The 18,762-nt window shown below is 67.6% G+C and carries 18 protein-coding genes and 1 riboswitch; of the genes, 7 read left to right on the top strand and 11 right to left on the bottom strand.

Annotation, left to right across the window (positions count from 1 at the left end):
* Window positions 1-92 precede the first annotated feature (92 nt).
* Both A7X97_RS09080 and hslO read right to left on the bottom strand, forming a co-directional pair.
* Window positions 93-941 carry an XOO1806 family protein gene (locus A7X97_RS09080; protein ID WP_061478882.1) on the bottom strand — a complete coding sequence of 283 codons (849 nt, stop codon included), beginning with the start codon at window positions 939-941 and terminating at the stop codon, window positions 93-95.
* A gap of 116 nt (window positions 942-1,057) precedes the next feature.
* Window positions 1,058-1,951 carry an Hsp33 family molecular chaperone HslO gene (gene hslO, locus A7X97_RS09075; protein WP_072168563.1) on the bottom strand — a complete coding sequence of 298 codons (894 nt, stop codon included), beginning with the start codon at window positions 1,949-1,951 and terminating at the stop codon, window positions 1,058-1,060.
* A 77-nt stretch (window positions 1,952-2,028) separates the two neighbouring features.
* Between hslO and mtgA the strand changes: the two genes are divergently transcribed.
* The 3 genes from mtgA to A7X97_RS09060 all read left to right on the top strand — a co-directional run bounded on the left by mtgA (window position 2,029) and on the right by A7X97_RS09060 (window position 4,250).
* Complete coding sequence (gene mtgA / locus A7X97_RS09070; protein ID WP_088496273.1) at window positions 2,029-2,778, top strand: monofunctional biosynthetic peptidoglycan transglycosylase; 750 nt, start codon at window positions 2,029-2,031, stop codon at window positions 2,776-2,778.
* A 61-nt stretch (window positions 2,779-2,839) separates the two neighbouring features.
* Window positions 2,840-3,859, top strand: a complete 1,020-nt coding sequence (locus A7X97_RS09065) for a glycosyltransferase family 2 protein (RefSeq protein ID WP_072168565.1) — start codon at window positions 2,840-2,842, stop codon at window positions 3,857-3,859.
* On the top strand, window positions 3,819-4,250 hold the full coding sequence (locus A7X97_RS09060) for a CBS domain-containing protein (RefSeq protein WP_005418405.1): 432 nt from the start codon (window positions 3,819-3,821) through the stop codon (window positions 4,248-4,250). The genes A7X97_RS09065 and A7X97_RS09060 overlap by 41 nt, the downstream gene beginning before the upstream one ends.
* A gap of 491 nt (window positions 4,251-4,741) precedes the next feature.
* On the opposite strand, the gene A7X97_RS09055 is transcribed toward A7X97_RS09060, so the two are convergent.
* The 4 genes from A7X97_RS09055 to A7X97_RS09040 form a co-directional block, all read right to left on the bottom strand.
* On the bottom strand, window positions 4,742-6,715 hold the full coding sequence (locus A7X97_RS09055) for an AsmA family protein (protein ID WP_111007837.1): 1,974 nt from the start codon (window positions 6,713-6,715) through the stop codon (window positions 4,742-4,744).
* Between the two features lie 82 nt (window positions 6,716-6,797).
* Window positions 6,798-7,436, bottom strand: coding sequence for a PAQR family membrane homeostasis protein TrhA (gene trhA, locus A7X97_RS09050; RefSeq protein WP_005418403.1), 639 nt, complete (start codon window positions 7,434-7,436; stop codon window positions 6,798-6,800).
* A gap of 159 nt (window positions 7,437-7,595) precedes the next feature.
* The gene (locus A7X97_RS09045) at window positions 7,596-9,200 is read right to left on the bottom strand and encodes a peptide chain release factor 3 (RefSeq protein WP_049415910.1); all 1,605 of its coding nucleotides are present in this window, start codon (window positions 9,198-9,200) and stop codon (window positions 7,596-7,598) included.
* A 66-nt stretch (window positions 9,201-9,266) separates the two neighbouring features.
* Complete coding sequence (locus tag A7X97_RS09040; RefSeq protein WP_088496802.1) at window positions 9,267-10,151, bottom strand: M23 family metallopeptidase; 885 nt, start codon at window positions 10,149-10,151, stop codon at window positions 9,267-9,269.
* A 147-nt stretch (window positions 10,152-10,298) separates the two neighbouring features.
* Window positions 10,299-10,417, top strand: a riboswitch (SAM riboswitch).
* A 76-nt stretch (window positions 10,418-10,493) separates the two neighbouring features.
* Between A7X97_RS09040 and metX the strand changes: the two genes are divergently transcribed.
* Genes metX through A7X97_RS09025 form a run of 3 tightly spaced genes read left to right on the top strand, consistent with a single transcriptional unit; the run spans window position 10,494 to window position 13,821 of the window.
* Entirely contained in the window at window positions 10,494-11,525 is a 1,032-nt protein-coding gene (gene metX, locus A7X97_RS09035) for a homoserine O-succinyltransferase MetX (RefSeq protein WP_049415906.1), read from the top strand.
* Window positions 11,522-12,757, top strand: coding sequence for an O-succinylhomoserine (thiol)-lyase (locus tag A7X97_RS09030; RefSeq protein ID WP_088496803.1), 1,236 nt, complete (start codon window positions 11,522-11,524; stop codon window positions 12,755-12,757). The genes metX and A7X97_RS09030 overlap by 4 nt, the downstream gene beginning before the upstream one ends.
* Entirely contained in the window at window positions 12,754-13,821 is a 1,068-nt protein-coding gene (locus A7X97_RS09025; RefSeq protein ID WP_111007836.1) for a homoserine dehydrogenase family protein, read from the top strand. The genes A7X97_RS09030 and A7X97_RS09025 overlap by 4 nt, the downstream gene beginning before the upstream one ends.
* A gap of 107 nt (window positions 13,822-13,928) precedes the next feature.
* On the opposite strand, the gene A7X97_RS09020 is transcribed toward A7X97_RS09025, so the two are convergent.
* Both A7X97_RS09020 and A7X97_RS09015 read right to left on the bottom strand, forming a co-directional pair.
* Window positions 13,929-14,924 carry an alpha/beta fold hydrolase gene (locus A7X97_RS09020; RefSeq protein WP_072168570.1) on the bottom strand — a complete coding sequence of 332 codons (996 nt, stop codon included), beginning with the start codon at window positions 14,922-14,924 and terminating at the stop codon, window positions 13,929-13,931.
* A gap of 127 nt (window positions 14,925-15,051) precedes the next feature.
* Complete coding sequence (locus tag A7X97_RS09015) at window positions 15,052-16,434, bottom strand: L-serine ammonia-lyase (RefSeq protein ID WP_049415888.1); 1,383 nt, start codon at window positions 16,432-16,434, stop codon at window positions 15,052-15,054.
* A 100-nt stretch (window positions 16,435-16,534) separates the two neighbouring features.
* Here A7X97_RS09015 and A7X97_RS09010 point away from each other — a divergent pair, with 100 nt between their 5' ends.
* Window positions 16,535-16,765: a glutaredoxin family protein gene (locus A7X97_RS09010; protein WP_072168604.1), complete on the top strand. Its 231-nt coding sequence runs from the start codon at window positions 16,535-16,537 to the stop codon at window positions 16,763-16,765.
* A gap of 71 nt (window positions 16,766-16,836) precedes the next feature.
* On the opposite strand, the gene A7X97_RS09005 is transcribed toward A7X97_RS09010, so the two are convergent.
* From A7X97_RS09005 to A7X97_RS08995, 3 genes are read right to left on the bottom strand one after another with little or no spacing between them, the layout of a single operon-like run.
* Window positions 16,837-17,409, bottom strand: coding sequence for a YceI family protein (locus A7X97_RS09005; RefSeq protein WP_021202032.1), 573 nt, complete (start codon window positions 17,407-17,409; stop codon window positions 16,837-16,839).
* A gap of 3 nt (window positions 17,410-17,412) precedes the next feature.
* Window positions 17,413-17,985, bottom strand: a complete 573-nt coding sequence (locus tag A7X97_RS09000) for a cytochrome b (protein WP_088496805.1) — start codon at window positions 17,983-17,985, stop codon at window positions 17,413-17,415.
* Between the two features lie 10 nt (window positions 17,986-17,995).
* Complete coding sequence (locus A7X97_RS08995; protein ID WP_088496806.1) at window positions 17,996-18,628, bottom strand: YceI family protein; 633 nt, start codon at window positions 18,626-18,628, stop codon at window positions 17,996-17,998.
* Window positions 18,629-18,762 lie beyond the last annotated feature (134 nt).

Below are 18,762 nucleotides of genomic sequence, written 5' to 3'. Positions count from 1 at the left end.
ACTGCTCATGCGAGTGCGAGGCAGGCACGCAGATGCAAAAAGGCGCCTTTCGGCGCCTTCGGGAATATCGTTGCTGAACCTGATTGAGGGGATCAGAGATCCTGTTCGTAACGCACGTACGGCACGGTGCCGTCGTCGTTGCTTTCGTTGCGCGGGGAGAATGGATTCTTGCCGCGGCTGATCACGTTCTCGGCGCCGACGGTCAGCTGGCCAGACCACGGGGTACGCCAGGTCAGGCCGATGCCCAGGCCTTCGAACTTGCCGGGCTTCCCCGGCACGTCGACCACGCGGCCGATGATGCTGCCGGTGAAGTTGCCGTAACCGGCACCGATGCTCAGGCTCTTGCTGTCCCAGCGATCGACGATGGCCGGCGAAGCGTCGGCCAGCGGTACCAGGCGTGCCTTGGCGTAGGTACCGGCGATGGAGACGAAGCCTTCGCGGCCAATGTTCTTCTGCGCGAACACGGTCAGATCGTTCTGCTCGGCGCGAAGCGAGGGCGTCTTGTTCGGGCCCGACAACCAGGCGGGCAGGGTTTCACGGCCGGTGCCGGCGGTGATGCCCAAGCGGCTGTTGCCCCGGTTCAACGCGGCGGTACCACTGAAACGACGGCTGTTCAGATCATCCTCGTCGCCCAGGCTGGCCAGCATGCAATGGCTGGCCAGGCCGCTGATGCTGGTGCCGCTGCTGCTGTTGCAGAGCAGGCCCAGCGAATCGCCGGAGGACAGGCCAAAGGCCGCGTCCAGCGAATTGCGGCCGAAATGCCAGCGGGCGCCGGCTGCCTGTTCGCCGGTCGGCTCCAGGTACAGCAGCGCCTCGACCTTGCCGCTGCCCTTGTTCCATACCGGCAACACGGTGCGGGTGTCCTTGCTCTGCGCATGCACGCCCGTGATCGCGCCAAGGGCGATCAGCAGGGCCAGCGGTAGACGCAGGAAGGTACGCATCGGACCAGTTCAGACAGGGACGGACAACGGAAGTTCCCGCGGGGACGGGAACTCGATCCTAGGGTGTTTATGAATTCTTAACAAGCCTTGATCCTCCCCAGGTACAAGACTGCCGTTTACTGAAGTCGTTCAGGCGCCGCCACAGCCCCCTGGGCGCCGTGGAACAGTATGCCGAACTCCGTCAATGGAAAGTGATACTCACGCCCGCAGAATTCGCAACGCACCTCGACGGCGCCGGTGGCCTCGGCGGCCGCGCGGGCTTCGTCCTCGCCCAATGACTGCAGCATGCCAGCCACCCGCTCGCGCGAGCATGAGCAGGCGAAGGACAGCGGCTTGTCGCCCAGCAGTTCCGGCCGCTCCTCGTGGAACAGGCGGTGCAGCAGCTGCTCGGCCGGGGTCGCCAGCAGTTCGGCCTTGCCCAGGGTTTCGAACAGGGCGCTGGCGCGGGCCCAGCCATCTTCGTCGCCTTCGTCGCCCGGCAGCTTCTGCAGCAGCAGACCGGCGGCACCGTTGCGGTCGGCGGCCAGCAGCAGGCGGGTAGGCAGCTGCTCCGACTGGCGGAAGTAGTCCTCGAAGGCCTCGTCCAGTTCCGGCGCAGTCAGCGCGACCAGGCTCTGGTAGCGCTGCGGCTCGCGCGGGTCCAGGCCGGGGTTCTCGATGGTGATGGCGAGGATTGCGTCATCACCGAGGCGGGACAGGTCACGCGGTGCGTCGCCACCCTCGCTGAGCTGGGCGATACCGCGCAGGGTGCCGACGGCGGTGCATTCGGCGAACAGGGTGCGCAGCGCGGTGCTGCTGCGCAGCTGCACCGACAGGCGCCCGTCGATCTTGGTGTGGCCGGTGAACAGCGCCGAGGCGACGCAGGCCTCGCCAAGCAGTTCGGCAGCGGCGTCCGGGTAGGCGGCATGGGACAGGATTTCCTGCCAGGTGGCCTGCAGGTGCACATGCACGCCACGCACGCCGGCGTCGGGGAGCAGGAAACGGATCAGGGAATCGGGGTTGGCGGTCATCGGCTCACATCGCGCGTAAACGGGGGCGGTTGCCGGATAATGCGCCGACAACCAGACAGAAGAAGGATGCACCAGTAATGGGGGCAGCGGGAGAGCAGCACAAGATAGAGGCCGTGGTCGCCGCGCCGCGCCGGCGACGCTGGCGCTGGAAGCGGCTGCTGTGGCTGCCGGTGCTGCTGGCCGCCTTCAGCTGCCTGCAGGTGCTGGTGCTGCGGTTCATCGACCCGCCGGTGTCCATGGTGATGCTGTGGCGCTATGGCGAGGCGCTGGGCGAGGCCGACTGGTCCTATCGGCTGCATTACCAGTGGCGCGACCTCGGCCAGATGGCACCAAGCCTGCCGATCTCGCTGGTGGCGGCCGAGGACCAGCGCTTCCCCGACCACAACGGCTTCGACCTGCAGGCCATCGAAAAGGCGCGCGACCACAACGCCAGGGGCGGGCGCCTGCGCGGCGCCAGCACGATCAGCCAGCAGGTGGCCAAGAACCTGTTCCTGTGGCAGGGCCGCAGCTGGATCCGCAAGGGCCTGGAAGTCTGGTACACGGTGCTGATCGAGGCGCTGTGGCCAAAGGAGCGGATCCTGGAGATGTACGCCAACATTGCCGAATTCGGTGATGGCGTGTATGGCGCGCAAGCGGCAGCGCAGAAATTCTGGGGCAAGGACGCGGCCCGGCTGAGTCCGGCCGAGAGCGCGCGCCTGGCCGCGGTGTTGCCGGCACCGCGTCGCTACAACGCGGCAAAACCTGGGCCGTATGTGCAGCGGCGGGCCGCGTGGATCCAACGCCAGGCGCGCCAGCTGGGTGGTGCGTCCTATCTGTCGGAGGACTGAGCCCGGCGCTGCAATTGGCAGGCGACGGGCCGGGCGCGTGCCGGCAACGTATAATCCGGGCATGACCCGCGAACGGCTTACCTTCGTCATCGCCGCCTACAACGAGGCCCTGGCACTGCCGCTGCTGCATCCACGGCTGTGCGCGGTGCTCGACGGCATGCCCGACATCGACGGTCACATCCTCTATGTGGACGACGGCAGCCATGACGGTACCTGGGACGTGATCGCCGGGCTGGCCCAGGCCGATGCACGCGTATCGGCGCTGAAGCTGTCGCGCAACTTCGGCAAGGAAGCGGCGCTGACCGCCGGCCTGGATCTGGTGCACGAGGGTGCGGCGATGATCCTCGATGCCGATGGCCAGGACCCGCCGGAGCTGGTGCCGCAGTTCGTTGCGCGCTGGCGCGAAGGGCATGACAACGTCTACGGCACGCGCATGGCCCGCGATGGCGAGGCCTGGATCAAGCGCGCCACGGCAGCGATGTTCTATCGGGTGATGGGCCGCCTGTCGCGGACACCGATTCCGGCCGATACCGGGGACTTCCGCCTGCTGTCACCGCGCGCGCTGAACGCCCTGCGCGGGATGCGCGAGCGCCACCGCTTCATGAAGGGACTTTTCAGCTGGGTGGGATTCAAGCGGATCGCCGTGACCTACCACCGCCACGCGCGTGTGGCCGGCACCAGCAAGTTCAGCCTGTGGCGGCTGTGGAATTTCGCCCTCGAAGGCATCACTGGGTTCTCGACCGTGCCGTTGCGGGCGGCGACCTACCTCGGGCTGGCAACCGCGGCCGTCGCTTTCGTGTTCGGCCTGTGGGTGATCGTGAAGGCGGCGCTGTATGGCGACCGGGTGGCGGGCTGGCCGACGATGATGGCGGTGATCCTGTTTCTGGGCGGCGTGCAGCTGATCGCGCTTGGCCTGATCGGCGAGTACCTGGGGCGGCTGTACGAGGAGTCCAAGCAGCGGCCGTTGTACCTGGTTGACGCCTGGCTAGCATCGTCCGTGGCAGACTCGGTCCCGCAACCCACCCTGGGAGGGCAGGCAGATGACCACGGTACGGCAACTGTTGGACGGCAAGTCTCCTGAAGTACATGCGGTCGCGCCGGATGCGGCGGTGATCGATGCGATCCGGTTGATGGCGGAAAAGGGCATCGGTGCGGTGCTGGTGATGGACGGCCCGCGGCTGGTGGGAATCCTGTCCGAGCGTGATTACGCGCGCAAGATCGTGTTGCGTGATCGCTCTTCGCGCGATACGGCGGTGGCAGAGATCATGACGTCGCAGGTGGTGACGGTGTCGCCGGGCGAGCAGGTGGAGCATTGCCTGCAGTTGGTGACCGATTATCGCATCCGCCATCTGCCGGTCGTGGAGGGCGCGCAGGTGCTGGGGGTGATCTCCATCGGCGACCTGGTGAAGTCGGTGATCGATGCGCAGCGGCGGGAGCTGGATCAACTGCAGCAGTACATCGTTGCCGGGTGAGGGTGTCGCTGGCGGGCCTGCGGCCCGCCGGCCCGCTTTTCGAAGCTCAAAGCCACAGCCAAAGCCAAAGCAGCGCCTTCCTGATACGTTGGGAGGCGGAGGGTGCGGCTGGGCAGGACACGCCGTAAACCCATCCATGGGGGCTCGATCGGCGCATCCATGCGCCTCACGGTCCTGCCCAGCCGCACCCTCCGCCTCTGGACACGTTCCTGTGAGTGCGGTGCGCACATGCGCGATGGCTCGCTTTTGGTAGCCGCCAACCTTGGTTGGCAACAGCTTTTGACTTTGCTTTCTTCTTTCGACTTTGAATTTCGCTCTCGTTCCGCGCGCGCAGGAAACTGTCCGGAGCCGGAGCAAGGCGGCAGGCAGGACCGTGAGGCGCATGGATGCGCCGACCGAGCCTACAGGGACGTATTTACGGCGTGTCCTGCCTGTCGCCCTGCTCCGGCTCTACGCGCGGGAAAAGAGGCGCCGCGAACAACGCTGTAAACCTACTTCGCATACTGCCCACCGCAGTCGGCATCCTTGCCCGGCCCCAGCTCGATCGTCGCCAGCAGCGCCGCCGGCGGGGCGATGCTGCCCAGTGCCAGGGCCACCGCACCGCGGATGCCCAGCGCTTTGAAGTCGGGGCGGAACGACGGGTCCTTGAACGTGCCGGCAACGTGCAGCGGCGAGCGCAGTACCAGGATGCTCCTGTCCTTGGGGCGCGGCTTCAACAGCAGGTCCAGGGTTTCGTCGCGCAGGCTGACGGTGCCTTCGCCGATGAGGATCGTGTCGGTGGTGTCCACCGCCAGTGCCTGGCTGGTCATCAGGCCGTCGCGCACACCGAAGTCGGCGAAGGCGCAGCGCAGGGGAATCTGCTTGTCGCCGGTCACCAGGAACTTCAGCGATTCGGTGATATCCAGGCCGGCCAGCTCCATCACCAGGTTGCCGACGTGGCCAGGACCCATCGCCAGGCCGACCTTGCCGCTGCTGCTGCCGAGCATCGCGGCGATCGAATTGCCGCGGCCACTCAGGTCCACCTCACCGCCGATGCCGCCCTTGGCCTGTTCGGCCAGCTTGGCATCGGGGAACAGCTGGCCCAGCTGAACGCCGCGCACGCTCGCCTTCAGCGCAGTGCTGATCTGCGGCTGGCGTGCGTCCATGCGGATGGTGCTGCGGATATCGCCGCCGGCGACGCCGAAGTTCAGCGGGGCCAGCCGCAGCACCCCGTCATCCAGCAGCAGATGGGCGTCCATGTCGTCCAATGGCAATGACGGTGCGTTGATGCGGTGGGCCTTCCAGCGCACATCGGCATCCATCGCACGCAGCTTGCCGAGGTTGTAGGGCGTGTCCGGAAGCACGCGCGCGCGCGCGGCCACCCGTGCGGCCTCGGCCTTCTGCTCCGCATTGGCGGTTTCGCCGCCGCCGGTCTTCGGCGGCGCGCCGACGAAGCCGGCCAGGTCATCGAAGTCCAGGCGCTTGGATTCCAGCTCCGCGGTCAGCCGCGGACGGTCGCGGCCCACCTCGAACTGAAGACTGCCACCGAGGTCGCTGTCGCCCACCTTGCCGGTGAAACCGTCGTAACGCCAGACGTCGTGGTCGCGCTCCAGGCGTCCGTTCAGCGCGTAGGGCGGGGACGGCGGAATGGCGATGCCGAGCAATGGGTAGAGATCGGCCAGGTCCTGGCCACTGAGTGCGAACTCCACGTCGAACACGCGCAGCTGGAACGGATTGGTCAGCGTGCCGCTGGCCACCGCGTGGGTGGCGCCGGCGCGGCCGTCGAGGTGGATGCGGAACGGGTGGTCGCTGTTGGTCAGTTCCAGCGGCGATTCGGTTCCGCCCTGCAGGGTGAACGCATTGCCCTGCCAGTGGCCCTTGCCCTGCACCAGCAGCGGCGGCGAGGCATCTGCCTGCTTCGGCTGGCCGCTGCGCACGCCCACGCGGATGTCGGTACGGCCCGGTGCGTCGAGGAACTGCAGCCGGCCGTCGTCGACGCGCAGGCGCTTGAGCTGCGGGCTGGTGCCGCCAGCGCTGTCACCGAGGAAGTCCCAGTTGCCCGGCTCGCCCTGGCGTGGGGCGGTTTCCAGCAGCACGTCCGGTCGGGTCAGGCGCACTTCCGGCAGCTGCACGCTGCCGCGCAGCAGGGGCCACACGCGCACGTCGATCTCGACGCGGTCGGCCGTGGCCATGTTCGGCTGCTTCGCCCAACCGGCATTGGCGAAGGTGATCGCATCGGCACGGATGGTGCTGGTCCGGCCGAGGTCGACATCCAGATGGCCGATGTGCAGTGCACGGCCGGTACGGGCCTGCACGGCGCGCTCGACAGGGCCTTTGAACCAGTTCCAGTCCCACAGTGCGATCAGTACCAGGATCGCCGCGAGCAGGAAGATCAGCAGCGTCAACCAGCGCCGGCCTCGCGGGCCGGGGCGGCCCAGGCGCCAGCGGTTCGTGCGCTTTGTGGCAGGGGAGGCGGCGGCATTCACGCTGCCATGGTTGCCCCCTCATCGTGGACGGGGCGCGAAGCGTCCATGTGCGCGGCGTGCACGCGCCACGCACGGGCCGGTGCTACAGCACCTGCATGGTGACCGCGACGAAGTGGCAGACGCTGCCACCGATGACGAACAGGTGCCAGATCGCATGCGAATAGGGAATCGATTCGCGGTGGTAGAAATAGGTGCCCAGCGTGTAGGACAGGCCGCCGGCCAGCAGCCAGCCCAGCGTCCAGCCGTCGATCGAGGCCAGCATCGGCTTGACCGCCACGATCACCAGCCAGCCCATGGCCACGTAGATGGCAGTGGACAGGCGCTTGAAGCGACCGGTGTAGAACAGCTTGAACACCACGCCGGCCAGGGCCAGGGTCCAGATCGCGGCGAACAGGCCCCAGCCCCACGGGCCGCGCAGGCCGATCAGGGTGAATGGGGTATAGGTGCCGGCGATCAGTACGTAGATCGCACAGTGGTCGAACACTTTGAGCCGGCCCTTGGCGACCGGGTGCTGGATGGCGTGGTACAGGGTGGACGCGGTGTACAGCAGCAGCAGCGCGATGCCGAACACGATGGCGCCGGCCAGCTGCCAGCCATCGCTGTAGATCGCGGCCAGGGTGATCAGCACCGCACCGGCGCCCAGGGCGAGCACGGCACCGAGGCCGTGGGTCAGGGCGCTGGCGATTTCTTCGCGGATCGAAGCAACGGAAGTCGTGGACATGGCGTAGGCATCGTTCGCGGGGAGGGGGACCCGCACCCCTCTATCATCGCCGCGATGGGCGGCACGTGCACGCCCGTCACCGTATGGTGGGTGAATCCCTGCGTTGCGACGGCGGGGTCAGAGCCCTTTCCTTGCGGAAAGGGATCCGACCCCGTGGCATCAGCCTGCCGAAACGGTGTGCGCCGCTTCGCGTGTGGCCGAGAAACGCACATCCGGCGAGCGTTCCTGGGCCAGCTGCAGGTTGACCCGGGTCGGAGCGAGGTAGACCAGGTGACCGGCCGCATCCAGCGCCAGGTTGAGCGCATTCTTCTCGCGGAACTCTTCCAGCTTCTTCTCGTTGCTGCAGTGGACCCAGCGCGCAGTGGTCACGCTGACCGGCTCGAAGGTGGCTTCCACACCGTACTCGTCCTTCAGGCGGTAGGCCGCCACGTCGAACTGCAGCACGCCGACGGCACCCAGGATCAGGTCGTTGCTGGTCAGCGGGCGGAAGAACTGGGTCGCGCCTTCCTCGGACAGTTGGGCCAGGCCCTTCTGCAGCTGCTTGAGCTTGAGCGGATCACGCAGGCGTGCGCGGCGGAACAGTTCCGGGGCGAAGTTGGGAATGCCGGTGAAGGTCACCGCTTCGCCTTCGGTGAAGGTATCGCCGATGGAGATGGTGCCGTGGTTGTGGATGCCGATCACGTCGCCGGGCCACGCTTCGGCCGCGATCTCGCGGTCGCTGGCCATGAAGGTCAGCGCGTTGGCCAGCTTCATTTCCTTGCCGGTGCGCACGTGGAAGGTCTTCATGCCGGCGCTGAAACGGCCCGAACAGACCCGCATGAATGCCACGCGGTCACGGTGCTGCGGGTCCATGTTGGCCTGGATCTTGAACACGAAGCCGGTCAGCTTGTTCTCTTCCGGTGCGATTTCGCGGCCGGTGGTGGTTCGCGCCTGCGGCGACGGCGCATGCTCGACGAAGAAGTCCAGCAGCGGCTGCACGCCGAAGTTGTTCACGCCCGAGCCGAAGAACACCGGGGTCTGCTTGCCGGCGCGGTAAGCGTCCAGATCGAACGGATGGCTGGCGCCCTGCACCAGTTCCAGTTCGTCGCGCAGGTCGGCCAGCATCTGCGCACCGATCTTCTCGGCCAGGCCGGGCGCATCGATGGATGGGAAGATGGTCGAGTCCTGGCGGGTGAAGTTGCGACCCGGTTCGTACAGGTGCACTTCGCCGGTCAGCAGGTGAACCACGCCCTTCAGGCGCTGGCCCATGCCGATCGGCCAGGTGACCGGCGCGCACTGGATGCCGAGCACGGTCTCCACTTCATCCAGCAGCTCGATCGGGTCCTTGCCCTCGCGGTCGAGCTTGTTGATGAAGGTCATGATCGGGGTGTCGCGCAGGCGGCACACCTCCATCAGCTTGATGGTGCGCTCTTCCACGCCCTTGGCCACGTCGATCACCATCAGCGCCGAGTCCACTGCGGTCAGCACGCGGTAGGTGTCCTCGCCGAAGTCGGCGTGACCAGGGGTGTCAAGCAGGTTGACGATCTTGCCTTCGTACGGGAACTGCATCACCGAGGAGGTGACGGAGATGCCGCGCTCCTTTTCCAGCGCCATCCAGTCGGAGGTGGCGTGGCGGGCGGCCTTGCGGCCCTTGACCGAACCGGCCATCTGGATCGCGCCTCCGAACAGCAGCAGCTTTTCGGTCAGCGTGGTCTTGCCGGCGTCAGGGTGGGAAATGATGGCGAAGGTGCGGCGACGCGACGCTTCGTTGGCGACTTCGGACATGGCAGTGGCGCCCGCCCGGGGCGCTTTTCAAAGAGATAAGCGCCCGATTATACCGGCCGGGGCCGGTCAGCGCCCGATACCGCCGTCGGCCTCGCTGTGGCGGGCGAACTGCAGCTGGCCCTGCCCGGCGAAGATGCGCACCGGCACCGAGCGCAGGCCCATGCCGCGGTTGACCTGCACCACGAAGTGCAGGTGCGGCGCAGTGCTGTAGCCGCTGTTGCCGGACAGGCCGATCGGTTGCCCGGCTCCCACCGCTTGGCCGCGGCGCACGCGCATGCCGCCGGCCTGGAGGTGGCCGTACAGGGCCATGCTGCCGTCGCTGTGCAGCACGCGGATGAAATTGGCACGGGCACCATCGCGCTCGCGGTCCTGGCCGTTGCCACGGAAGCCATCCTGGATCTGCATCACCGTGCCCTCGCGCGCGGCCAGCACCAGGGTGCCCTCCGGCAGTGCGAAGTCGACCGCGTCGCGGTTCTCCTCGTCGTCATGGCTGAATCGCCCCTGCGGTGCCTGGTCCACACGCAGGCGGGTCGCATCGAACGGCAGGCGATAGCCGACATCTTCGGCCTGTGCGGCCGGGTTGCCCGGCACCGACTGCAGGCGCAGATCCAGCATGCGGCCATCGATCGGGGCGGGCAGGTGGCCGACCACCAGGCTGCTGTCGCCCTGGATCAGCGACTCGACCGGGAGGCCTTCGACCGGGTGTCCGGGGGCGGCGCGCAGCTGGATCTGCAGCGGCCCTGCCAGCCCGTTGTCGATCCGCGCCTGCCATTGCGTACCGACCGGCTGCAGGCGCAACCGGGCCATGGGGACGGCGCCCTCGGCACTGCCTGCGCGGGTGGCAGGGGCGGAAGGGGGAGCCAGTCCCCAGCCCTGGCGCCAGTCGCCGGCGTATGCGGTCGCGCTCGCCAGCAGAGGCAACAGCAGGCAGGACAGGGGCAGGCGCGGCATCGGCGTTTCCAGCAAGAGGACCGCCGGGACTGTACCCGATCCTGAACGGGGCGACCGGGACGGCCCTCGCAGAGTGATCCTGGAAATATCTATCGCTTTATCCGCATGAAGGGATTGACAGTGCCGGAAAGGGCTGGCATCGTGGCTCCACCATCGAGACCGGCAGAGGGACAGGCCCTTTGAAGCCGGGGCAGCCCGCAGGCGCGCAAGCGTCTGCGTAGGTGCCAAATCCTGCGGGGACCGTGGCGTCCACCGAAAGATGGTTCGAACCATGCACCCCACGTGCATATCGAACGCGGGCCCGCGAAGGCTCGATGGCCGATTCCCCAACCGGATCCCGCCATGAGCTTCGCTGCCAGTACCGCCATTCGCCCCGAACCCTTTGTCCCCGTCAGCGTGCCGGTCGCAGACCGCGTGCACGCGGAGCGCGGTGAGTTCGCCGCGGTGCTGTCGATGCGCCATGCAGGCCCCAGCCCGGTGCGCCTGCGCTATGAGTGGGTGGGCCCGGCCAACGCACCGGTGGTGGTGCTGGCCGGTGGCATTTCCGCCCATCGCCACGTGGCGTCCAATGCACAGTTCAGCGAGAAGGGCTGGGCCGAAGCGCTTGTGGGTAGCGGCCGCGCGCTCGACCCGCAGCAGCTGCGCGTGCTGGCCTTCGATTTCATCGGTGCCGACGGTGCACTGGATGTGCCGATCGATACTGCCGACCAGGCCGATGCGCTGGCGCTGTTGCTGGACCATCTCGGCATCCGCACGCTGAAGGCCTTCGTCGGCTATTCGTATGGCGCGCTGGTCGGCCAGCAGTTCGCGATCCGTCACCGCGCCCGCGTGCGCCAGCTGGTGCTGGCCAGCGGCGCGCACCGCCCGCATCCCTATGCCGCCGCGTGGCGCGCGCTGCAGCGCCGCGCGGTTGCGCTGGGCCAGCTGCAGTGCGGCGAAGACCACGGCCTGGCCCTGGCCAGGCAGTTCGCCATGCTCAGCTACCGCACCCCGGAAGAATTCGGCGAGCGCTTCGACGCCGCGCCGGAGGTCATCAATGGCCGCGTGCGCGTGGCCGCCGAAGACTACCTCGACGCCGCCGGCGCGCAGTACGTCGCGCGCACGCCGGTGACCGCCTACCTGCGCCTGTCCGAATCGATCGACCTGCACCGTGTCGACCCCGCCGCGATCCTGCCACCGACCGTGGTGGTCGCCGTGGAGGGCGACCGCCTGGTGCCGCTGGCCGACCTGGTCGGCCTGGTCGAAGGGCTGGGCCCGCGCGGCAGCCTGCGCGTGCTGCGTTCGCCCTATGGCCACGACGCCTTCCTCAAAGAAACCGATCGCATCGACGCGATCCTCGCCACCGCCTTCCGCACCTCTGGAGAGTCCGCATGAGCCTGCACGCCAACGAGCCGTCCTGTAGTCGCACCACTGCCGCCGTCCGTGCGGGCATCGATCGGGACACCGCGCATGGCGCGGTCACACCGCCGATCGTGCTGTCGTCGAACTTCAGCTTCGACGGCTTCGGCAACAAGCGCCAGTACGACTACACGCGCAGTGGCAACCCGACCCGCGACCTGCTGGGTGAGGCGCTGGCGGAACTGGAAGGCGGCGTCGGTGGTGTGGTCACCGCCACCGGCATGGGCGCGATCAACCTGGTGCTGAACGCACTGCTGCAGCCGGGCGATACCCTGGTGGTGCCGCACGATGCGTACGGCGGCAGCTGGCGCCTGTTCAATGCGCTGGCCAGGAAGGGCCACTTTGAACTGGTCACCGCCGACCTGACCGATCCGCGTGCACTGGCGCAGGCGTTGGCCACCCAGCCGAAGCTGGTGCTGGTGGAAACGCCGTCCAACCCTCTGCTGCGCATCACCGACCTGCGCTTCGTCATCGATGCCGCGCACAAGGCCGGCGCTCTCGTGGTGGTCGACAACACGTTCCTGTCGCCAGCGCTGCAGCAACCGCTGTCGTTCGGTGCGGACCTGGTGCTGCATTCCACCACGAAGTACATCAACGGCCACAGCGATGTGGTAGGCGGGGCAGTGGTCGCGCGTGATCCGGCACTGCACGAGCAACTGGTGTGGTGGGGCAACGCGCTGGGCCTGACGGGTTCACCGTTCGATGCCTTCCTGACGCTGCGTGGCCTGCGCACGCTGGATGCGCGCCTGCGCGTGCACCAGGAAAATACCGCCTCGATCGTCGCCCTGCTGGACCAGCATCCGGCGGTCGGCACGGTGTACTACCCGGGCCTGGCCGAACATCCCGGCCATGCCATCGCCGCACGCCAGCAGAACGGCTTCGGTGCGATGCTGTCGTTCGAGCTTGCGCACTGCGCCGGTGAAGATCCGCACGCGGCAGTGCGCGCATTCGTGGATGGCCTGCGCTGCTTCACCCTGGCCGAATCGCTGGGCGGCGTCGAAAGCCTGATCGCCCATCCGGCGACCATGACCCATGCGGCGATGACCCCAGAAGCACGTGCCGCCGCTGGCATCAGCGAAGGGCTGCTGCGCCTGTCGGTCGGCATCGAGGCCGAGCGCGACCTGCTGGCCGATCTCGGTGCCGCGCTGCAGCGCGCCGAAGTCGTGATCGATGCGGCCGCACGCCGCAAACAGGTGGTGGATGCATGAGCGCGCTCGCCGCCGACATTCCTGCGCTGGGCGTGGGACGCCTGGCGCTGCTGGGCACTGGCACGGTCGGCTCGGCCTTCGTGCAGCGTTACCAGGCATTGCGGGCGCGTGGGCTGGAACTGCCCAGCGTGCAGTGGCTGGCCAATTCACGCACTGCGCTGGAGATCGATCGTGACCTGGTGCTGCCGCTGGAGCTGGCGCGACGTGCGCCACGCGATGGCCAGAGTTCGCCGGCGCGGGCCAGCACCGAAGGGCTGGAGCGTGGCGATGTGGTGGTCGATGCCACCGCCAGCGAAGACGTGGCCGCACGTCACGTGCAGTGGCTGGCGCGCGGCGTGCATGTGGTGACCGCCAACAAGCTGGGCCGTGGTGCGCAGCTCGCACGCGCGCAGGCGATTGCCGAAAGCTGCGCAGACAGTGGTGCGCGCTATGGCGACAGCGCCACCGTCGGCGCGGGCCTGCCGCTGCTGAGCAGCCTGCGCGCGCTGGTGGCCGGTGGCGATCACATCCATGCCATCGAGGGTGTGCTGTCCGGTTCGCTGGCGTGGCTGTTCCATCGTTACGACGGCCAGTCGCCGTTCTCGGCGGCGGTGCGCGAAGCGTTGGCGGCCGGCTACACCGAGCCCGATCCGCGCCTGGATCTGTCCGGCGAAGACGTGCGGCGCAAGCTGCTGATCCTGGCCCGCAGCAGCGGGCTGGCGCTGGATGCTTCGCAGGTGCAGGTGGATTCACTGGTACCTGAAACGCTGGCCGCGTTGCCGCTGGAGGGCGCAGTGGCTGCGCTGGAGCAGCTGGATGCGCCGTTGCAGGCGCGTTGGCAGCAGGCACGCAAAAACGGCCGCGTGTTGCGTTTCGTTGGCCGTGTTGACGGTGAGGGTGCGCAGGTGGGCCTGCGCGAGCTGCCGGCTGATCACCCGTTGGCGCAGGGTGCGGGGACCGACAACCGCGTCGCCATCCACAGTGATCGCTACCGTCGCCAGCCGCTGTTGATTCAAGGCCCGGGTGCGGGCGCGGAAGTCACCGCCGCCGCGTTGCTGGATGACGTGCTGCGGATCGTCGGCTGATCGCACAGTTCTTGTAGAGCCGAGCCCATGCTCGGCTGCTACTGGCGAGATCCCCTCCTGCTGGATGAGCCGAGCATGGGCTCGGCTCTACAGGGGCGCCCTGCCGGTCAGCGTGACTTCAAGGACTTCAGCAACGCGGCGTTGAACTGCTTCGGGTCCTGCACCTGCGGCGAATGGCCCAGTTCGGCGAACTCGACCAGCGTGGCGCCGGGAATCGTCGCGGCCGCGGACTTGCCGAGCACCGAATAGTTGCCCAGCGTCGCCTTCACCGCAGGCGGCGCCAGGTCGCGGCCGATCGCGGTGCGGTCCTTCTGGCCGATGAACAACGTAGTCGGCACCTGCAGGTTCTTCAGTTCGTAGACCACCGGCTGGTTGAACACCATGTCCGAGGCCAGCGCCTGGCTCCATGCGACGGCCTGCTTGCCGGGCCCTTCGTACATGCCTGACTGCATCCGCGCCCAGGGTTCGTAGGCCGGCTTCCATTTGCCGTCGTAGTACACATCCAGCTGGTAGCGGCGGATGCTGTCGTAGCTGATGTTCATTTCACCGGCATACCACGCGTCCACGCTGCGCCATGGCACGCCCAGCGCCTTCCAGTCTTCCAGTCCGATCGGGTTGACCAGCGATAGGCTGCGCAGGTCCTGCGGGTACATCAGCGCGTAGCGCACCGCCAGCATGCCGCCCATCGAATGTCCGACCAGGTGCACTGGCACGTCGCCCAGTTGCAGCTGCTGCAGCAGGGCATGGGTGTTGGCTGCCAGCTGTGCGAACGTGTACTGGTAGCGCTCGGGCTTGCTGGATTTGCAGAAGCCGACCTGGTCCGGAGCGATCACCCGGTAGCCGGCGGCAACCAGCGGCTTGATCGATTCCTTCCAGGTGGCCGCACAGAAGTTCTTGCCATGCAGCAGCACCACCACGCCGATCGGAGTCTTCTTCGGTGCGATGTCCAGGTAGGCCATCTCCAGCGGCTGCCGCTGCGATTCCAGCGCGAAGGTCTTCACCGGATAGCCGTAGTCGAAGCCCTCCAGGCGCGGCCCGTAGCTGGGCGCGGCCAGGGCAGGCAGCGGAAGGCAGGCAAGCAGGGCAGCAGCGATCACGCGCATGGGGCAATCCGGGATGGGGGAGCCCCGAGCCTAACCGGAACGCGGTGATGGTGTCGTCCGATGTAGAGCCGGGGCCACCCCCGGCTGCTCCTGCCCCATCAGCCGGGCAGGTGCCCGGCTCTACAACTCAGCACTCGATGACGTTCACCGCCAGGCCACCGCGGCTGGTTTCCTTGTACTTGTCCTGCATGTCGCGGCCGGTATCGCGCATGGTCTTGATCACCTTGTCCAGCGACACCTTGTGCTTGCCGTCGCCACGCATCGCCATGCGCGAGGCATTGATCGCCTTCACCGCGCCCATCGCGTTGCGTTCGATGCAGGGGATCTGCACCAGGCCACCGATCGGGTCGCAGGTCAGGCCCAGGTTGTGTTCCATGCCGATTTCTGCGGCGTTCTCGATCTGGCTGGGGTTGCCACCCAGTGCCGCGACCAGGCCGCCGGCCGCCATCGAGCAGGCCACGCCAACCTCGCCCTGGCAGCCCACTTCGGCGCCGGAAATCGAGGCGTTTTCCTTGTAGAGGATGCCGATCGCCGCCGAGGTCAGCAGGAAGTCGAACACGCGCTGTTCGTTCGCGCCCGGGCAGAAGCGGTCGAAGTAGTGCAGCACCGCCGGCAGCACACCGGCCGCACCGTTGGTCGGCGCGGTCACCACACGGCCACCGGCCGCGTTCTCCTCGTTCACGGCCAGCGCGTACAGGTTGACCCAGTCCAGCGTGGTCAGCGGGTCGCGCATCGCCGCTTCCGGCTTCGACGACAGTTCGCGGTACAGCGCCGGTGCACGACGGCCCACCTTCAGGCCACCCGGCAGCACGCCTTCCTCGCGGATGCCGCGCGCCACGCACGACTGCATCGCACTCCAGATCTCGCGCAGCTGCGCGCGGATCTCGTCTTCGCTGCGCCAGCACTTCTCGTTCTCGAACATCAGCTGGGCAATGCTCAGGCCGCTGCGCGCGGTCTGCGCCAGCAGCTCATCGCCGCTCTTGAAGGGGTAGGGCAGCGGGGTCTCGTCGGGCACGATGCGATCATCGGCCGCGTCGTCCTGGTTGACCACGAAGCCGCCGCCCACCGAGTAGTAGTCGCGGGTGGCGATCACTTCGTCGTCGGCGTTGTAGGCAGTGAAGCGCATGCCGTTGGTGTGGTAGGGCAGCTTCTGGCGCTTGTTCATGCCGAGGTCGCGCTTCTCGTCGAAGGCGATCTCGTGCTGGCCCATCAGCTGGATGCGCTTGCTGCTGCGGATGCGCTCCAGCGTGGCCGGAATGATGTCCGGGTCGATCAGGTTCGGCCGCTGGCCTTCCAGGCCCAGCAGGATCGCCTTGTCGGTGCCGTGGCCGCGGCCGGTCAGTGCCAGCGAGCCATAGACATCGGCGCGGATGCGCGCGACCTCGTGCAGGCGGCCCGGGTCGAGCAGCCAGCGATGGATGAATCGCTCGGCGGCCTTCATCGGCCCGACGGTGTGCGAGGAACTCGGGCCAATGCCGATCTTGAAAACGTCGAACGTGCTGACAGCCATGATTGCCGTACTGCGGGTACCGGAAGAGATCGCTATTCTAGCGGTTCACGCCGCACTTCCATGGCTGCGGCGCAGCATTTCCGCCACGGGAGCCCGGCCGGTGTTGACCCTTATCCAACGTGACGATTGCCACCTGTGCGACATGGCCCTGGCCGAGCTGGCGAGGGCACGGGCGCCGGAGTTCGAATCGCTGTTCCTGGACGACCAGCCGGCGCTGGAAGCGCGCTATGGCACGCGGGTGCCTGTGCTGCGTGACGAGCGCGGCGACCGCGAGCTGGACTGGCCGTTCGACGCCGCCACGGTTCGGGCGTGGTTGGCCGTCGATCGGTAGTGCCGGCCGCTGGCCGGCAACCCCTCTGTTCCCGGTGATGCCAGCCAGCGGCGGGCACTACCCGATGCGGTTTATTTCGCGTCGAACTTCACGATCGTGCTGATCGCGGTTTCGTCCGGGATGGTCTTGGTGTCGGCCCAGTCACCGCCGCCGACGCCGAAGTCCAGGCGCTTGACCGTGGCCTTGCCGGTCAGCACCGGTTGGGTGCCCGGCTTCCAGGTGAAGGTCAGCGTGACCGGCTTGCTGACGCCGCGCAGCTCCAGTGTGCCATCGGCGGCGAACTGGTCGTTGCCCACCGCGCGGAAGCCCTTGGCGGTGTAGCGTGCGGTGGCGAACTTGCCAACATTGAAGAAGTCGGCACCCTGCAGGGTCGAATCGCGGTCGCTGTTGCCGCTCTTGGCACCGGCCAGCGGGATCACCACGTCCAGCGAGCCGGCGGCCGGGTTGGCCGGGTCGAAGCTGAGCTTGGTCGCGAAGCCCGGGAAGCTGCCGGTGAACACTTCGCCGTCGTACTTGGTGGCGAACACCAGGATCGAACCGGCGCCGGGAGCCTGCGCGTAATCGGCAGCGAGTGCCGGAGCGGTGGCCAGCATGCCGGCCAGGGCGGCGGCCACGGCGGCCGGAGTGGTCAGTTTCAGGTTCATCGGTCAGTCCTTCTGAGGGGAGGCGAGCCAGCCGCGCGGCAACATGCGGGACAGCGTTGCATCGCGTTGGAACAGGTGGTGGTAGAAGGCAGCGCCGGCATGGGCCAGCACCACCGCGATCAACAGCCAGAAGCCGTATTCGTGGATGGCATGCGATACCGCGACAACCTGCGGGTCGGGTCCGCTCAGCTTGGGCACGTCGACCAGGCCGAACCAGCGGAACGGGCGCAGGCCGCTGGCCGAGTCGTACAGCCAGCCCGACAGCGGGATGGCGAACATCAGCACGTACAGCAGCACGTGGGTGGCGCCGGCGATGCGCTCCTGCCAGCTGGGCACGCCCGGCACCGGCTTCGGTGCACCGGCGTACAGGCGCCAGCCCAGGCGGAACAGCACCAGCGCCAGCACGGTGATGCCGATCGACTTGTGCGCGGTGTAGACCCAGAAGTACTTCGGGGTCTTGGGCAGTTCACCCATGGTCAGGCCGACCACGCCCAGGGCGAGGATCAGCAGTGCGATCAACCAATGCAGGATCTGGCTGACACTCCCCCAGGCGGCGGGGGTGTTCTTGGCGGTCATGAGGGGTCCTCTAGGGGGCCGTCTTGGGGTCGGAGTGCGGAACGGGAGCGGGAGTTCCCGGGGCGTCGCTGCGGTCGAGGGTGGCTTCAGCCTCGATCCTCAGTTGTACTGCATCACCGATGACGCCCGGCCAGGCGGTGATGCCGAACGCGCGCCGGCTCAGCGTGGTGCTGGCGGAAAAACCGGCGGTGCGTCGGAACGGGGGAAGCGGGTAGCGCTTGATGGCGTTGAGGGTCACATCCAGCGTGACTTCCTGGCTGACCCCGCGCAGGGTCAGCGTGCCGGACACGTGCGCGCGCCTGGCATCGATCGGCTCGACCTTGGTGGAGACGAATCGCGCGGTCGGGAAACGCTCGCCGTCGAGCAGGCTGCGGGCCAACGTGGCCTGGTTCCACTTGGCATCACCAAGGTCCAGTCGCGACACCGGGACATCCACTTCCACGGTGGCGTCGCGCCAGTTGTCGGGATCGAACCGCACGCGCCCCTCGCTGCCCGATACCGTGCCCATGGCCTGCGAGTAGCCTGCGTGGTCGATCGAGAACAGCACCCGCGTGTGCACCGGATCGAGGCGATAGGTGTCAGCGGCCGCCCAGGCAGGGGCGGTGGCGAGCAGCATCGGCAGCAGGGCCAGACAGGGACGCATCGATGGCGGGCTCCGGAAGGGGACGCTGCGATCATACGCACAGCCCCCTGCCAACGTTGCGTGCATGGGTGCAACAGTTCGTGGTGGTGCCGCCGCTGGAAACAGGCTGTTGCAGCCATGACCCCGGCCCTGTG

The organism is Stenotrophomonas sepilia (assembly GCF_003244875.1).
Classification (GTDB): Bacteria; Pseudomonadota; Gammaproteobacteria; order Xanthomonadales; family Xanthomonadaceae; genus Stenotrophomonas; species Stenotrophomonas sepilia.
The sequence above is the reverse complement of the archived record's forward strand: the minus strand, read 5'-3'. Positions and strand labels throughout refer to the sequence as shown.

Coding starts and splice junctions, on each gene's coding strand:
- trhA (WP_005418403.1), bottom strand. CDS start 7,436: ATGTCCACGACTTCCGTTGCTTCGATCCGCGAAGAAATCGCCAGCGCC.
- A7X97_RS09030 (WP_088496803.1), top strand. CDS start 11,522: ATGAGCCTGCACGCCAACGAGCCGTCCTGTAGTCGCACCACTGCCGCC.
- A7X97_RS09065 (WP_072168565.1), top strand. CDS start 2,840: ATGACCCGCGAACGGCTTACCTTCGTCATCGCCGCCTACAACGAGGCC.
- A7X97_RS09000 (WP_088496805.1), bottom strand. CDS start 17,985: ATGACCGCCAAGAACACCCCCGCCGCCTGGGGGAGTGTCAGCCAGATC.
- mtgA (WP_088496273.1), top strand. CDS start 2,029: ATGGGGGCAGCGGGAGAGCAGCACAAGATAGAGGCCGTGGTCGCCGCG.
- A7X97_RS09080 (WP_061478882.1), bottom strand. CDS start 941: ATGCGTACCTTCCTGCGTCTACCGCTGGCCCTGCTGATCGCCCTTGGC.
- hslO (WP_072168563.1), bottom strand. CDS start 1,951: ATGACCGCCAACCCCGATTCCCTGATCCGTTTCCTGCTCCCCGACGCC.
- A7X97_RS09025 (WP_111007836.1), top strand. CDS start 12,754: ATGAGCGCGCTCGCCGCCGACATTCCTGCGCTGGGCGTGGGACGCCTG.
- A7X97_RS09060 (WP_005418405.1), top strand. CDS start 3,819: ATGACCACGGTACGGCAACTGTTGGACGGCAAGTCTCCTGAAGTACAT.
- metX (WP_049415906.1), top strand. CDS start 10,494: ATGAGCTTCGCTGCCAGTACCGCCATTCGCCCCGAACCCTTTGTCCCC.
- A7X97_RS08995 (WP_088496806.1), bottom strand. CDS start 18,628: ATGCGTCCCTGTCTGGCCCTGCTGCCGATGCTGCTCGCCACCGCCCCT.
- A7X97_RS09005 (WP_021202032.1), bottom strand. CDS start 17,409: ATGAACCTGAAACTGACCACTCCGGCCGCCGTGGCCGCCGCCCTGGCC.
- A7X97_RS09040 (WP_088496802.1), bottom strand. CDS start 10,151: ATGCCGCGCCTGCCCCTGTCCTGCCTGCTGTTGCCTCTGCTGGCGAGC.
- A7X97_RS09045 (WP_049415910.1), bottom strand. CDS start 9,200: ATGTCCGAAGTCGCCAACGAAGCGTCGCGTCGCCGCACCTTCGCCATC.
- A7X97_RS09015 (WP_049415888.1), bottom strand. CDS start 16,434: ATGGCTGTCAGCACGTTCGACGTTTTCAAGATCGGCATTGGCCCGAGT.
- A7X97_RS09020 (WP_072168570.1), bottom strand. CDS start 14,924: ATGCGCGTGATCGCTGCTGCCCTGCTTGCCTGCCTTCCGCTGCCTGCC.